At 58.7% G+C, this 14,977-nt stretch carries 17 protein-coding genes; 14 read left to right on the top strand and 3 right to left on the bottom strand.

What is annotated here, in order from left to right; genetic code table 11:
• Nucleotides 1-5 precede the first annotated feature (5 nt).
• A complete protein-coding gene (locus tag Q0816_RS00900; protein ID WP_298846456.1) occupies nucleotides 6-398 on the bottom strand; it encodes a hypothetical protein in 393 nt (130 codons plus the stop codon).
• A gap of 251 nt (nucleotides 399-649) precedes the next feature.
• Nucleotides 650-1,321 carry a GntR family transcriptional regulator gene (locus tag Q0816_RS00895; protein ID WP_298846454.1) on the bottom strand — a complete coding sequence of 224 codons (672 nt, stop codon included), beginning with the start codon at nucleotides 1,319-1,321 and terminating at the stop codon, nucleotides 650-652.
• A 128-nt stretch (nucleotides 1,322-1,449) separates the two neighbouring features.
• Here Q0816_RS00895 and Q0816_RS00890 point away from each other — a divergent pair, with 128 nt between their 5' ends.
• The 5 genes from Q0816_RS00890 (at nucleotide 1,450) to Q0816_RS00870 (ending at nucleotide 5,643) form a co-directional block, all read left to right on the top strand.
• On the top strand, nucleotides 1,450-2,394 hold the full coding sequence (locus tag Q0816_RS00890; RefSeq protein ID WP_298846449.1) for a hypothetical protein: 945 nt from the start codon (nucleotides 1,450-1,452) through the stop codon (nucleotides 2,392-2,394).
• On the top strand, nucleotides 2,391-3,104 hold the full coding sequence (locus Q0816_RS00885) for a hypothetical protein (protein WP_298846446.1): 714 nt from the start codon (nucleotides 2,391-2,393) through the stop codon (nucleotides 3,102-3,104). The genes Q0816_RS00890 and Q0816_RS00885 overlap by 4 nt, the downstream gene beginning before the upstream one ends.
• Entirely contained in the window at nucleotides 3,089-4,513 is a 1,425-nt protein-coding gene (locus tag Q0816_RS00880; RefSeq protein WP_298846444.1) for an FMN-binding glutamate synthase family protein, read from the top strand. Before Q0816_RS00885 ends, Q0816_RS00880 begins: the two co-directional genes overlap by 16 nt.
• A complete protein-coding gene (locus Q0816_RS00875; protein WP_298846441.1) occupies nucleotides 4,510-5,205 on the top strand; it encodes a type 1 glutamine amidotransferase in 696 nt (231 codons plus the stop codon). The genes Q0816_RS00880 and Q0816_RS00875 overlap by 4 nt, the downstream gene beginning before the upstream one ends.
• An 87-nt stretch (nucleotides 5,206-5,292) precedes the next feature.
• Entirely contained in the window at nucleotides 5,293-5,643 is a 351-nt protein-coding gene (locus Q0816_RS00870; RefSeq protein ID WP_298846439.1) for a DUF1127 domain-containing protein, read from the top strand.
• Here the strand turns inward: Q0816_RS00870 and Q0816_RS00865 are convergent.
• Nucleotides 5,640-6,779, bottom strand: a complete 1,140-nt coding sequence (locus Q0816_RS00865; protein ID WP_298846436.1) for an FAD-dependent oxidoreductase — start codon at nucleotides 6,777-6,779, stop codon at nucleotides 5,640-5,642. The genes Q0816_RS00870 and Q0816_RS00865 overlap by 4 nt on opposite strands.
• A gap of 91 nt (nucleotides 6,780-6,870) precedes the next feature.
• Here Q0816_RS00865 and Q0816_RS00860 point away from each other — a divergent pair, with 91 nt between their 5' ends.
• From Q0816_RS00860 to Q0816_RS00820, 9 genes are all read left to right on the top strand, one after another.
• Complete coding sequence (locus Q0816_RS00860; RefSeq protein ID WP_298846433.1) at nucleotides 6,871-8,163, top strand: glutamine synthetase family protein; 1,293 nt, start codon at nucleotides 6,871-6,873, stop codon at nucleotides 8,161-8,163.
• On the top strand, nucleotides 8,163-8,429 hold the full coding sequence (locus Q0816_RS00855; protein WP_298846431.1) for a EutN/CcmL family microcompartment protein: 267 nt from the start codon (nucleotides 8,163-8,165) through the stop codon (nucleotides 8,427-8,429). The genes Q0816_RS00860 and Q0816_RS00855 overlap by 1 nt, the downstream gene beginning before the upstream one ends.
• A gap of 39 nt (nucleotides 8,430-8,468) precedes the next feature.
• A complete protein-coding gene (locus tag Q0816_RS00850; RefSeq protein ID WP_298846428.1) occupies nucleotides 8,469-8,777 on the top strand; it encodes a BMC domain-containing protein in 309 nt (102 codons plus the stop codon).
• Between the two features lie 22 nt (nucleotides 8,778-8,799).
• The gene (locus Q0816_RS00845; RefSeq protein WP_298846425.1) at nucleotides 8,800-9,984 is read left to right on the top strand and encodes a hypothetical protein; all 1,185 of its coding nucleotides are present in this window, start codon (nucleotides 8,800-8,802) and stop codon (nucleotides 9,982-9,984) included.
• On the top strand, nucleotides 9,984-11,363 hold the full coding sequence (locus Q0816_RS00840) for an aldehyde dehydrogenase family protein (protein WP_298846422.1): 1,380 nt from the start codon (nucleotides 9,984-9,986) through the stop codon (nucleotides 11,361-11,363). The genes Q0816_RS00845 and Q0816_RS00840 overlap by 1 nt, the downstream gene beginning before the upstream one ends.
• On the top strand, nucleotides 11,360-11,983 hold the full coding sequence (locus tag Q0816_RS00835) for a BMC domain-containing protein (protein ID WP_298846420.1): 624 nt from the start codon (nucleotides 11,360-11,362) through the stop codon (nucleotides 11,981-11,983). Before Q0816_RS00840 ends, Q0816_RS00835 begins: the two co-directional genes overlap by 4 nt.
• Complete coding sequence (locus Q0816_RS00830) at nucleotides 11,983-13,164, top strand: malate dehydrogenase (RefSeq protein ID WP_298846417.1); 1,182 nt, start codon at nucleotides 11,983-11,985, stop codon at nucleotides 13,162-13,164. The genes Q0816_RS00835 and Q0816_RS00830 overlap by 1 nt, the downstream gene beginning before the upstream one ends.
• Nucleotides 13,161-13,571, top strand: a complete 411-nt coding sequence (locus Q0816_RS00825; protein ID WP_298846414.1) for a Rid family hydrolase — start codon at nucleotides 13,161-13,163, stop codon at nucleotides 13,569-13,571. The genes Q0816_RS00830 and Q0816_RS00825 overlap by 4 nt, the downstream gene beginning before the upstream one ends.
• A 96-nt stretch (nucleotides 13,572-13,667) precedes the next feature.
• The gene (locus Q0816_RS00820) at nucleotides 13,668-14,948 is read left to right on the top strand and encodes an ABC transporter substrate-binding protein (RefSeq protein ID WP_298846409.1); all 1,281 of its coding nucleotides are present in this window, start codon (nucleotides 13,668-13,670) and stop codon (nucleotides 14,946-14,948) included.
• The last annotated feature ends 29 nt before the right edge of the window (nucleotides 14,949-14,977 follow it).

Below are 14,977 nucleotides of genomic sequence, written 5' to 3'. Positions count from 1 at the left end.
CTCGATCAGCAGGCGTTAGGGTGACAACCTTTGCTGCTGGCACGGATACTGCACCAGTTCTTGCAGCAGTTTTTGGCCCAACTGAACGTGCGGCGCGTCGGCGCGCCAACGTTGCCGGCATCTACGAAACCAAAGGCAGGCCCGGTTGAGGTGGGATCAAAGCCAGAGGACTGATCACCTACTTCCCCCAATGCTTCGATAGATGTCAAAAGCGCGTCCACGCGATGCTCGACGGTCTCCAGCCTGTCTTCCGGGCCAGGGGCCATAACGCGCATCAACTGGTCGAGACGTTGCTCGATCGCGGAAAGCCTATCATCGACAGACCCGCATTCCGGTTCCGTCTTTTCGGTGTCAGATTGATCGTATTCTTTACGATTGTCGTTATCGTCTGCGCTCATTTCTCCCTCCAAAATCCGAGGTGGTCGAATTGTCGACTTGGGACCGCCTATGGAAAAACCATTCGTTCAAATCTCAACTCCGATGGAATCGAAGTGTTTTCGTAATGAGAAATTCAACTATAGACGAAATTGAGCATTTTGTCATGAAGCTGCCAGAGCAGAACACTGTTGCCCCAGTGGCCTTGTCGGGGGCAGCTCAGCCGGGGAGAGGCGCGTCCTGGCGCACTCGATCTGGCCGCCTGTTTTGTGCTTCATCCGTTATCCGCTTCCTCCAGCCCTTCGATCTGCAAGTCAAACCCGGCCTGGATATGAGCGGTAAAGGTTTCAAGCGCTTCTGTTACGTCGCCGGTTGCAATCGCGTCGACAAGTGTCAGGTGATTGCCAAGGGATTTGGTGATATCTACATTCTCGATGGCGGAGAACAGGTGGAAGGCCATCGCCTTGCCCCAGATCATGTCGAACATGTCCAGTAGGAATTTGTTTCCGGCTTCGACCATGAAGGCGCGATGAATACGTCGGTTGGCAATGAAATAGTCACGGGTCGAGGGGTTGGTCAGGTTCTCTTCACGGCGAATCAATTCCCGCAGACCGTCCAGAACCACCGGGCTTGCATGGGCCGCGAGAATCCGGGCAGCCTGACCTTCGATGGCGGCGCGCGCCTGATACAGTTGCCGGACTTCGGATTGGTCCATGCGCGCCAGTCGGAACCCGCCGCTTGCGGCAACTTCCAGAACTCCTTCAGTTTCCAGCCGCATCAGGGCCTCGCGCACCGGGGTTCGGCTGATATTCAGCTCTGCAGCCAGCTTTTCCTGAACCAATCGGTCTTCGGCAGAAATTTCGCGGCTCATTATGGCCTCGACCAGTTGATCGTAAACCTCGTCCGCCAGCCGTCTGCGCTGAGTTTTTATCTGTTTCAGAGCCACTCGGAGCCTCTCTTTCCGTGTTTTGTGAATTCTGTATTCAAAAAAGCAACTGGTGCCAAGGCGAATGGGCTTGCTATTGGCCGTGTACTGTATACAGTATACAGGTGTAGTTGAACAGGGAGCTCTTCATGTGTGGAATCGCTGGAAGGATTCTAACCGCGCCCGGACAGGTCGGTGCGGATCTGGTAGACCTGATGCAGGCGCAGGAACACCGTGGCGCAGATAGCACCGGGTTTGCGGTTTATGGGCCGCCAAGAGACACCGGATACGTTTTGCGGGGGATGGGCTTTGACAAGTCGCGGCAGGACGCTGACCTGGACGCGTTTGAGGCGGTGCTGAAAGATCATGGCTCTGGCTTTCTGTCCGACCCGAAGATCGTAACAGATGAGAACCGGCATTACTGCTTCCGGGCGGAAATCTCGGATCCCGCTGACTTGCAGGCCTGGGTGCGGGATGCAGATGAACTGACGGACCGGTTCGAAGTGCAGTCCTGTGGCCGTAGCCTTGAGATCATCAAGGATATCGGCGGCGCCGAGGCGGTGGCAGAAAAACATGCCGTGCGCGACATGATCGGTTCCCATGGTCTGGGCCACGCACGTCTGGCGACGGAAAGCTCGGTTCTGCCCAACGCGTCACACCCGTTCTGGGCGCGGCCCTTTTCGGATGTGGCGATCGTACATAACGGCCAGATCACCGACTATTTCACGTGGCGCGATAGGCTGAGCCGGATGGGCTATCGCTTTCTGACCGAGAACGACAGCGAGTTGATTGCTGTCTGGGTCAGCGACCAGATGAAGGCGGGTCTGACGATGGAGCAGGCGCTGAAAAAATCGATTACGTCCATCGACGGGGTGTTCACCTACATGATCGCAACACCGGATGGGATCGGCTTTGCCAAGGATCGGTTCGCGATGAAGCCGCTTGTGGTGGTCAACCGCAATGGCGATCTGGCCGCCGCGACCGAGGAACAAGCAGTCCGTCGGGTGATGACCGAGGAATGCGACGTGATCAACTACGACGGCCCTTCGCTGACCGGCATCTGGGGTGTCGGCAACCGGAGCCTGGCGGCATGAGTGAGGTGGCAAGACAGATGGATGAAATCGTCATCGAAGTTGGCAAACGTCACATTCGAGAGGTGAACCGGGATATCATGGCCGCATGTATCTTGGGGCAGCCGATCCGGGTTGTCGATACGCTGTCGCGGCACAATCTAGGCGTGGGTCTGCCGGATAATGTGGACATCACTTTTGAAGGCTCAGTTGGATATTACTGCGGAGGCTTGAACACCGGCGCCAACATCATCATCGAACGCAATTGCGGCTGGGCCGTGGGCGAGGGGATGGCCAAGGGCCACATCACCGTCGGCGGTTACGCTGGAATGTCCTGCGGGGCGGCGATGATTGGTGGCACGATCCACGTCAAAGGCGATGCGGGGCCGCGCGTTGGAGTTGCCATGAAGGGCGGCAATATCGTGGTCGAGGGCAAGATCGGCTATCAATCCGGTTTCATGGCGCACGCGGGGCGGATCATTGCGCTGGGCGGGGCAGGAGAATCCTGCGCCGACGCGCTGTGGGAAGGCGAGGTCTGGGTCGCAGGCGAAATCGACAGTATCGGCGTGGATGTCAACGTGATCGAGCCCACCGCCGAAGAGGTGGCCGAAGTTGATGCGATCCTTGATCCTTTGGGGCTGGTCGACAGCTCCCGTAATTGGCGCAAAATGGTGTCCGGCCAGCGCCTTTGGTATTTTGAAAGCAGGGACGCAAGCGCATGGCTCATGATCTGAGTAAACCCTATGATTACCCCTTCGAAGTCGCGTCAGAGGAAGAAATAAGGTTCCGCGATGCGGGTGCGGTCGAAGGTCGGCCGGCCGGTGTGCCTTCGTCCTATGATGAAGGTGGGTCAACCCGCTGGACGCCCGAGGCGATTTCGGAAGTACACGCGTTGGCGCAGCTTGGGCGTTATCAGGTGCGCGGCTACAACACGTTCAACAAGCAAATGCCAACCTTTGACGATCTGACATTTGTCCCGGCGACAATGACCCGCCTGCCATTGGAAGGGTATCGAGAGAGCTGCGACACCACGACCGTATTGGGTGGTGGGCGCGGATTGGTGGAACGTCCGCTGGAACTGAAAATCCCGATCTATATCGCTTCCATGTCTTTCGGTGCACTGTCGGCCTCGGCCAAAGCGTCGCTGGGCTATGGGGCCTCGAAAGTGGGCACCATGACCTGCACGGGCGAAGGCGGGATGCTGGAAGAAGAGCGCGAAGCCTCCCAACGCCTGCTGTATCAGATGTCGCCCGCCCGCTATGGGGTGGATCTGGATCACCTACGCCGTGCCGATGCCTTGGAAATCGTTGTGGGGCAGGGGGCCAAGCCGGGAACCGGAGGCCTTCTGCTGGGTATGAAGGTCAGCCCGCGCGTCAGCGAGATGCGCACTTTGCCCGAAGGGGTAGATCAGCGATCCACCATCCGGCATCCGGATTTTCTTGGGGCGGACGATTTGTCAGTCAAAATCGAGGAATTGCGGATCGCCACGAACTATCAGGTGCCGATCTTCATCAAGATGGGGGCCACGCGGCCCCGGTTCGACGTAGCCGTTGCCGCAAAAGCAGGTGCAGATGTGGTTGTGGTTGATGGGGCCGAAGGCGGCACCGGAGCCTCGCCTGAGCTGCTGCTGAACCACACCGGCATTCCAACTATGAGCGCCATTCGCGCCGCGCGCGAAGCATTGGATGAATGCGGGATGAGCGGTAAAGTCTCGCTTGTCGCAGCGGGCGGTATCCGATCAGGTGTGGACGCGGCCAAATGCCTGGCGCTTGGGGCGGATGCAGTCATGATCGGGAACGCGGCGATGGTCGCGCTGGGCTGCAACACCCCGAGGTATATGGACGACTATCAGGCCTTGGGTACATCGCCGGGGGCTTGCCATCACTGCCATACGGGTCGCTGTCCGGTCGGTATCGCAACGCAGGACCCTGACCTTGAGGCACGCATGAACCCCCACGCAGGTGCAGAGCGTGTGGCCCGGTATCTGACCGCGATGACGATGGAGATCACGGCGCTTGCCAAGGCCTGTGGCAAATCCTCGGTCCACAATCTGGAGACCGAAGATCTGCGCGCGCTCAGCTTTCAGGCGTCGGCCTTTACCGGCGTCAAGATGGCGGGTATCGACAGGGCCTTTGACTGGTGAGGATCGCGCTTCTTGAGCTGACCCTCCATCCGTTGCCATTGCTGGAGGGTCTGCCGCGCACGGCACAGCAGATCCGCGCGTGGCTTGAGCCGCATTTGCCCGAGGCCCGGTTTTCCTCGGTGGATGTGGTCGATGGTGTGCCTTTGCCACGGCTCGAGGATTTCGACGGGGTTGTCGTCGGAGGGTCCGAATTCGGGGTCTATGATGACACGGATTGGATGCAGCCTCTTCGCGGTTTTCTGGAAAGGTGCCGGGAGCATTCCAAGCCCGTCTTCGGTATCTGCTTTGGGCATCAGATTATGGCGGACGTCTATGGGGGCAAAGCAGAGACGGCCAAGGTCGGTAATGTCGTTGGCGCGCGAGGCTTTGACTATGGCGGAGCCAGCGTTGACGCCTATGTCTGGCATCAGGATCAGGTCACACGTATTCCGCCCCTGGCGCAGGTGACGGGGTCGGCGGATCACTGCCCAGTAGGGGCGCTGGACTATGACTTCCCGGCCCGTTCGGTACAATTCCATCCTGAATACCGGGCAAGCCATCTGCGTGAGTTGTTTGTGCGCGGGCGAGACGTGTTTCTTGCAGCGCAAGAGGCGGATGATGGGTTGGCCTCGCTTGAAATGGCGCATGTGCACAAGGATCTGGCCGCCTCGCAAGCGGTTGAATTGTTTCGCAGCACCTACGGTCAGGCGTGAGAACTCAAAACCCGCTTGATCCTGATCAATTCCGGCCCTGGGCATCTATGTATACTGTATACATACTGTGGTGGAGGAGGCCGCGAGATGTCAGGATATAAAGATTTCGTTCAGAAAATAGCGCGGATTGTCAGTACACCCCGAGATGAGAGCCTGAGTGACCGCGAGCTTTCGGACCTTGGGCTATCCCGCGCGGATCTGGCCATGCTACGATCCGGCGCACCGCAGGCACGGGAGCGCATACTAGCTATGGCCGGGCAATTCGGCCTGACTGAAGCGGACTTGAACGCGCACTCGGAACTGGGGTTGGAACTGGCAGAAAAATGCGGGCATTGTTTGCAGGCGGAAACCTGCCGCGACGCCATTCGAGCGGGTGCGGTTCTTCCGCAGAGCAAGTGCCCTAATGCCGGGATATACCGCGCCCTGTCAGACAGCTAGCGCCCGCTTGGGCTTTCCTTCGGACTCAATTTTCTGCGGCCTGCAATCTTAAAGCGATCCGCGGTGCCAAAATCTTTAAGCCCAACACCGGCCGCAAATTCTGCAAACACCGGTGCGTGTTTGAACAAATGGCCCGAGCACCCTCCGGCGAAAAGCACGTTTTCATGCTCGGGGTGCCAGTCGACAATGAAATGCGTGTCGGGGGTCAGGATGATCTGGTTGAATTTGGAATCTACAACTCGTTGCCCTTCCAGGCCGGGAAGGCGGTGGCGGATATAGCTGCGCGTGCGGCCCAGCGTTTCCTGACGGATAAGCCGTTCATCATTGTCCAGATCGATCTTGTCGGGGATAACCACCGCTGCCTTGACCCCGGATCCCTCGGAAGATGGCAGGCCAAATGATCCCTGCCCGTGATCAATCCAACAGGGCATCCGGCTCATATCGAATTCTTCTGATCCATCGGGTGTCGAGGTGTAGAGGACATTGACGCCGACGATGGTGGAGATCGGCTTGATCGTTCGGGGAAACATGTCCGCCATCCACGGGCCTGTTGATACGATTATCAGATCAGCCTCGAGCGGTTTGCCGTCAAGCATCGGACGTTCTGATCCATCTGTGGTGACGCGACCGCGCTGGACTTTGCCTCCTGCTTTTCGGAACAGGTCCAGCCCGGTCAGAACACAGCGGTGTGCCATCAGCATTCCGGCTTCGGGTTCGAACAGCGCGTATTCGATGTCGGCGACCTTGAACTGAGGGAACCGTGATTCGATGTCCTGTTGACTGAATTTGTAATAAGGCACGCCAACCCGGTCGAAAGTTTGTGCGGTCGCGTCTTCCCAGTCGCAATGTCCCTTGGTCGCCAGAATCAGCGCGCCGCATTCATACATCAGGTTCTGTCCGCTCTCTGCCTGTAGCTCCAGCCAGCGCAGACGGCTTTCGCGCGCCCAGCGCGTATAGAACTCGTCCCGCCCAGATATGGCGCGGATTACCCGGTTGTAATCCGTTGAAGATGCACGGGAATGTCCCGGCTCCCACCTGTCGATCAGCGTCACGGTCTCGCCGCGCCGTTGCAGTGTAAGCGCCGTCATGACGCCAACGATGCCACCTCCGACAACGATAACCGAGCTTTTGGGCATGGCGCAGATTTTCCTTGTTTCCTGACTGGCTTTGTGAATACTGTATACAGAATACAGCAATTATAAAACTAAAAACAGGGAGCGCGCGCAAATGAGTTCGGGGTTTGATCTGCCCGAGGGCACACATACCGTCATACTTGGTGTCGGGGACCTCAACGGTATCATGCGCGGCAAGCGCATTCCGGCCAGCCATTGGGATCACGTCTGCAAAAGCGGCAATGCACTGTCGATCGCGCTGATGGCGATCGATATGACCTGCGACGTCTGGGATACGCCATATGTAAATTTCGACAACGGTTATCCTGACATGCACGTCTTCCCGATGACCAAGCCAGTTTCTGTCCCGTGGGAGCCGGGAGTGGCCGTCTGTTTTGGTCGCGCCGAGGGCATGGACCACAATCCGGTACCCATCGATCCGCGTCAGGCATTGGTGCGGCAGGTGGAACGAGCCCGCGAGATGGGGATCGAGGTCAATGTTGGCACCGAGCTGGAATTTTATCTTCTGGACCCTGAAACCGGCCAGCCGCGCGACAGTGGTATTCAGGTTTATGGTCTGGGCCGCGCTGCCCGGATGGAACATATCGTTGGGCCGATCCGCCAGCAGATCAACGAATGCGGCATCCCGATCGAACAGTCGAACCCGGAATATGCAGCAGGTCAAATCGAGGTCAACATTCGATATGGCGAAGCTCTGGCAGCGGCGGATCGTGTTGTTCTGTTTAAATCACTGATCCGCCAGTTAGGTATTGCGCATGGATATCTGGCGACATTCATGCCCAAGCCGTTCTTTGATCAGTCTGGCAACGGGTTCCATACGCATTACTCGTTGTGGAAAGATGGCAAGAACGTCTTTGCTGACAATGGCAAGATCAATGACATTGGCAAATCCTTCATCGCCGGCCTGCAGCAGCGCATGTGCGAGACGGCGATTTGCGGCAGCGGCACGGTCAACGGATATCGCCGTCGGCAGCCCTATACATTCTGTCCGATCAACGCGAGCTGGGGGTATGATAACCGCACTGTCGGCATCCGGGTTATCGAAGGCTCTGACACTGCCGTGCGAGTCGAGAAACGCGATGCAGGGGCGGACGCCAATCCGTATCTGTTGCTTGCGGCCGAGATTGCCGCCGGGCTTGACGGTATCGAACAGGGGTTGAGCCCCTCTGCCCCGACAACTGGAAACGGATATGAGGAAGGCGTGGGCGATCCCATTCCGACCGATTTACCAACCGCTATCGGATTGGCGCGAGGGTCGGACTGGCTGCGTGATGTTCTGGGCGAAATGCTGTGGGAGCTGGTCCTGCAACAAGCCGAGCGCGAGTTGGATTTCTTCAATCAACAAGTCACTCAGGTCGAACTGGACCGCTATCTGAGGACATTCTGATGCATTTGGGCAAGGTCGCCGGAACCGTTACGGCAACAGCCAAGGATGCCAGGCTGGTCGGAACGAAGCTGCTTGTGACGGATCTGGTCGACAGCAAAGGCAGCCTGATCGATCCCGCGCGGGTTGCGGTAGATACCTGCGGCGCCGGGGTTGGGGACATGGTGTTGGTTGTCAGCGGGTCTGCGGCCCGGATGGCGGTGGGATTGTCCACGGTGCCCGTAGACCTAGCCATCATTGCGGTGATCGACCGCGTCTCGACAACCTGAAACACAACACGCGAAACAACTTTTTCGGAGGAACAGAAAATGGCGAAACCACTGGCGGGGCAGATGGCCCTGGGCATGATCGAAACGCGCGGCCTGGTCGGCGCAATTGAGGCGGCGGATGCGATGGTCAAGGCGGCCAGTGTTGCAATCGTCGGCCAAACAAAAGCGGGCGGTGGGCTGGTGACAACACTTGTTCGCGGAGAGGTCGGCGCGGTCAAGGCAGCCACCGACGCAGGCGCAACAGCGGCCAACAAAGTGGGTGAGGTGGTTTCGGTCCACGTGATCGCACGGCCGCATGACGAGCTTGAGGCAATTATCGACGGGCTAGGTGCCGGGTCGTCGGCCTGATCCATCCCTTTGAGGAGATACCATGTCAGCCGGTTTCGAGGATTTCACGCGCGCGGTAACACGCGGCGCGACACGGGATGCACCCATCACCCAAAAGTTTGACCGCATTGCGGTGTTAGGTGGCGGCCCGGATGCCCGTCTTCTGGCAGCGTTATGTCTGGCGGAGGGGGCCGAGGTAACCCTGTTCTCGGCCTATGGGTCGGAATTAACGCTGCTGGCCCAATCCTCGGGAATCGGCCTTCGGGGCGAAGGGCCGGTCGGCACGTATCAGGTGGATCGCGATGGGCCTTCTATTCGAACCACGGCGGAACTGGACGCGGCTGTGCAAGACGCGCAGGCGATCTTTCTGACGGGGCCGATTCACAAACAGCGTACGTATGCCATGGTGCTGGCCGATCACCTGAGCGATGGTCAGGTGCTTGTTCTGGCACCCGGGCGGTCACTCGGCGCGGTCGAAGCCGCCTGGATGCTTCGTATTGGTGGCTGCACGGCTGATGTTACTCTGGTCGAAGCGCAGGGTCTGCCGTACTGGTATCAGGCCGAGGGCGCTGGGCTGGCTTTGACACAAGCCGCACCGATGCCCGCAGCGACACTTCCGCGTGGTCGGACGAACGTTCTTGAGGCGCTGCAACCCTATCTTTCAAACATTCAGCCGGTGGATTCAGTTCTGACCTCAGGATTTGCCGATCTTTCGGCAGCGGTCGAGATTCCAGCGTTGATCCTTGGCGGCGCAGGGTTGGGTTCCGGTGGACCGGACGTGCCGATGGGCGGCGTACCGCTGGAGGGCAATTGGACATTCGCCGCACTCATAGGGCCGGATCAACGTGAGGTGATCCACGGGTTGGCTTACGAAAGGCGGAAGGTAGCTGCGGCCTTTGGCGTTCGGACTTTGCCTGAGACCGAGGACTGGATTGCGACCTTTGCCGGAGCCGAACGGGGATCAGGCGCACGTCCGGTTCCGGACAGGAAGGCAGCACGCCACTTGATGCGCGACGGTGTGTTGGGCTCACTGGTGCCGCTTGTCTCAGCCGCGAAACTCGCAGGTCTGGCTGCACCTCTGACCGAGAGCCTGATCACCATGACAGACCGTATTCTGGGTGCCGACGTGGCGGCCGCCGGGCGCAGATTGGAGACCATCGGAATATCCGTAGGCGATGTCGATCAGGCGCGCCGTATCTTTGACACCATTGCCACCGGAGCCTCGTGATGGACGCTGATTTGAAATCCATCGCCGCCGCACGGCGCGCCGCTGAAACGGCTTTCGAAGCCTATCGCGCCTTTCTCGGCACCGACCCGGCACAAGTGGATGTCATCGTCGATGCCATGGCCCGCGCTATCGAACCCGAGGCGGAGCGATTGGGGCAGTTGGCAGTTGAGGAAACCGGGTATGGCAATGTACCGGACAAACGGGTCAAGAATCTGTTCAATGCGCTGTCTGTTGCGGACTACTTGCGGGATGTGACCACACTGGGCCTGCTGTGGCGGGACGATGCCACCAAGATCGCTGCCTTTGGTGAACCTATGGGTGTGGTCGCGGCCCTTATTCCAGTGACCAATCCGACATCGACGATCATCTATAAAGTACTGTCTGCAGTGAAGGCCGGTAACGCTATTGTCTGCGCTCCGCATCCGCGTGGGGTCAGTTGCGGGATCGAAACCGTCCGTGTCATGGCGCGCGTGGCGGAGCAGATGGGCGCGCCCAAAGGGCTGATCCAATGCTTGGATGCCGTGACCATTCAGGGCACGGCCGAATTGATGAAGCACCGCCGAACTTCGGTTGTCATGGCGACAGGCGGGCCTGCGATGGTCAAGGCAGCTTATTCCAGCGGCAAGCCGACGCTCGCAGTAGGGGCGGGGAACGTGCCTTGTTACGTGCATAAATCCAAAGCCCGCGATCTGGCCGAAGTCGCCGAGATGATTGTGACCTCAAAGAGCTTCGATTACGGCACTGCGTGTGTCAGTGAACAGGCAGTGGTTGTGGATCCTGAAATTGCACGCGATTTACGCCATGAACTGAAACTCAAAGGCGCCTATTTCTGTACCCCGGCCGAAGCCGACCGGTTGGCAAAAGTAATCTTCAAAGGCGCGCAGGCGATGGACCCCGACAGGGTCGGTCAAAGCCCACAGGCTCTGGCTGACGCCGCCGGATTCTCGATCCCGCCACGCACCCGCTGTCTGGTGTCGGAAGAAACAGAGATAGGTTGGCAACGTCCGCTTTCCGCTGAAAAACTGAACCCGGTACTGGCCTTCTACGAAGCAAAGTCCACGGATCACGGAATCGAACTGGCGCAGTCAATTGCGAAATTCGAAGGCTGGGGGCATTCCTCGGTCATCCATTCCGATGACCCCGAGGTGGTGGCGCGTTTCGCGACTGTGCCCACAGGCCGTGTGTTGGTGAACACGCCGGGGATCATGGGCGGCATGGGCTATTCCACCGATCTGGAGCCATCCTTCATGTTGGGCACGGGTACGTGGTCGGGGTCGATCACCTCGGACAACGTCACCGCCCTGCATCTCATCAACATCAAGCGGGTCGCTTATGAAAGCAGACCCTGGCGCGACATTTACGAGGAGTATGGCGCATGAGCGAAATCACGATTCGGGCGCTGATGCAGATCGACAATCTGCAACCCAAATTCGCCGCCTATAACGGCGCGACAGTTCAGGGGTCGGTGCCTTTGTCCGGTGATACGGTTTTGATCGGAGAATTTGCGCCGGGCAACGGAGTGTTTTCGCTGATCGACCGGGCGCTCAAGGCGTCCTCGGTCGAAGCGACAACGCAGATGGTGGAACGCGAGTTTGGCTTCTTCATCCTCCGCTCGCCTTCAAACGCCGAAGTGTCCGCCGCACGGGATGCAATGCTGGCCGAACTTGGGGCCTCGATGTCGGACCGGTTGAAGCCTGCGATCAGTTCTACCCAGATCATCACCAGTGTCGAACCTTATCAGGCGCAGCTTTTGAACAAATGGCGCAAGGGTGCGTTGATCGTGCCGGGGCAGACGCTGGGGATCGTGGAGTGTGCGCCTGCCGCCTATATCTCGATCGCCGCGAATGAGGCCGAGAAAGCCGCAGAAATAGACATCGTCGAAGTGCGTGCAGTTGGGCGGTTCGGCCGTTTGTTCATCTCGGGGTCTGAAAACTCGGTCAAAACCGCCGTCGAAGCCGCCACACGTGCCGTCGAGGCCGTGGATGGGCAGACCGGGTGATGGCCACCCCGCGCGTCATAGGCTCAGATGCGGTCGAGGACGCCCGCCGCCGCGGCAGGATCGTGTTTGAGGTTTTACCGGGTGACATCGTAACGGCCCTCGCGCGCGAAACTGCAGAGCGTGTTGGTATTGCGTTGGTGGACGGGCCGCTGGAACGACCGCAGCCGTCGCGTACGGATGGTGCAGTTTCAATGCGCCGGGTTCTATATCGCCGCTCACCCAAATGGGTCGCACCTTCGCGCGCGCCGCGCAAAGCCCGCAGGCTAGGCAAGCTGGCTTTGATAGGGGCAGGGGGCGTTGGCGGCAATATTGCGCATCTGGCTGCAATGGCAGACTTAGCTGATGAAATCGCACTGATCGACATCACTCCGGGTCTGGCGGCATCAACGGCGCTGGATCTCAATCATACGTCCGGGATCACAGGCGCGCGCGCGCGATGTGTCGGGGGTGAGGCGATGGATCTTGTGGCCGGGGCCGAAGTGGTTGTCGTGACCGCCGGTCGTGCCCGCCGTCCGGGAAAGACCCGTGCTGATCTGATCGACGTGAATGCCCGTGTCATCCGGCAGGCCGCCGAAGCGATCCGTTCAGGCGCACCAAATGCCATCGTGATCGTCGTGACCAATCCGCTGGACGAAATGACGGTCGAGATGTTGCGCGCAACGGAGCTCCCTCGCGAGCAGGTTCTGGGCATGGCGGGTACGCTCGACAGCAGTCGGTTTCGCAACGCGTTGGCGATGGCCGCAGGTGTTACGCCCGCTGATGTCGAGGCATTTACACTTGGCAGCCACGGCGACGAAATGGCGCCGATCCCTAGCCGAGCCAAGATCAAGGGGCGTCCACTGGATGTGTTCCTGTCACCCGAACAGATCGACGCCTGTGTTCAGGATGCGATCACCGGGGGCGGTCAGGTGGTTGCGCTCAAGAAATCGGGCTCGGCGACAATCGCCCCAGCTCATGCTTCGATCGAATTGATCGACCATATCCGCGGTGCGCGAACAGGGCCGGTTCCAGTGTCAGTTATGTTGCAGGGCGAATACGGCATTGACGGTGTGGTGTTGGGTGTACCAGCTCATCTGGGCGCAGGCGGGTTGGTCGAAGTTGAGGAACTGCGGCTGACCGTAACGGAACAGGCCGCGCTGCAAAACGCAGCAGAAGCGATCCGGACGAGGCTGGGCCTGTGACAATACGCATCTGGAAGTCTGGCGGGCGGTTTGAAGAGGTTGCATCCTATTCTCGCGCCAAGCGCATCGGGCCGTTTGTCTGGGTCGCGGGGACAACAGCGATTGAGCCCACAGGCCGTATCCACGCGCCCGGGGATGTTGGTGCGCAGACCCTCTATATCCTGTCGCGCATCGATGAAGCGCTGAAAGAGGTTGGCGCCGAGTTGCGCCATGTGGGCCGAGTGCGCGCCTACCTGACCGATCTGTCCCAAGCGGGCGCGTTCGCGCATGCCCATGGGGAGGTTTTCAAGGGGATCGACCCGGTTCTGACAACCGTACAGGCAGGGCTGACCCAGCCCGGGCTGATGGTGGAAATCGATGTGGATGCGGTGATCCACGACGAAAACGGCGAAATCAGCGGATTCTGAACATGAGTTTTCAAGAAAGGATTTGATCGAACTATCTTCTTGTGTACTGTATACAGAATACAAGAAGGGCATAATGAGACACAGGGAGCTAATGTGATGATCAAGACAGCGCTACTCAGCGGGACGTGTATCGCGCTCATGGCCTCGGCGGCCGGAGCTGAAATCAAGGTTGGATTTATCGGGTCGCTTTCCTCGGATACAGGGTTGTCGACTTTGCGTGGGGCCGAAATCGCGGTTGAAGAACTCAACGCAAATGGTGGTGTGATGGGGGAGCAGATCACGCTTGTTTCAGCCGACACCGGACAAGATCCGACCGAGGGCATCAGGGCCTATGAATACCTCGCGGAAACAGAAGAGGTTGATTTCATCATCTCGGGCTCGATTGACGATGTATCGCTGGGATGGCTGCCCCGAATGCAGGAATACCGCATTCCGACCCTGGACACATGGACATCCTATATCGGGATCATCGACATGGTGGTCGAAGACCCCGATAGCATGGCGCCCTACTTCATGAACATCGCCTCGGACGAGGCACTGGCCACGCTGTACATCAACTTTGGCGCGGATGTTCTGAAGGAAAAGATGGGTTGGGATTCTGTTGTTATCCTTGCCGAAGATACTGCCTTTGGCGAGGCGATAACCGGTCTGGTGACCGAGGCGCTGGCTCCGGTTGCCGGTATCGAGGTCAAGGAAATCATCACATATGACGTTGCCACCGTCGATTTTGCTCCGATCTTCAGCCGTGCGCAGGACACTGGGGCCGATTTCATCTATCAGGTTTCGTCTGTGAATTCGCAGGTTGTGTCGTCGCAATATGTGAAGCTTCAGGTGCCGATGGCGATGACGGGTGTGAACGTAGCCGCACTGGGTATGGAGTATTGGGAAGATACGGGTGGCGCCGGTGGCGGTATCTCGACATTGTCGCCAGTTCCTTCGGTTGGGTTCCGGCTTGATCCGGCCAGTCAGGAATTTGTCGATACCTATCAGGCAAAGTATGACAGCCGTCCGCTGCTGCCTCATTTCAACGGGTTCAATGCCTATCATGGGCTGAAGCAGGCCATGGCCGCAGCCGAAGAGGCCGGTGGTTTTGACAATGTCGAAGGCTGGGCCGAAGCGATGAAGAAACAGGATCTTGTTCTTGAGCTGGATGGTCAGTTGTGGCTGCGCTACGCCTTCTGGGGTGATGACGAGGTCGAACCTGTGACTGGCCGGACCTATCCGCACAATATCCGTTTTGATCTGTCCGAGCCGTTTGACGATGCTGCACCATCAATGGTTGTGGTTCAGTGGTATGAGGACGGCACCGCCGCTGTTGTCTACCCCGAGAAATACGCGACGGGTGAATTCACATTGCCAAGCTGGGTCAAGCAGTAATCTGTCCGTTCGCTTAGCTTGAAACGGGT

It is taken from the genome of uncultured Ruegeria sp., from assembly GCF_947497005.1.
Classification (GTDB): Bacteria; Pseudomonadota; Alphaproteobacteria; order Rhodobacterales; family Rhodobacteraceae; genus Ruegeria.
This window is presented reverse-complemented; position numbering and strand designations above follow the sequence as displayed.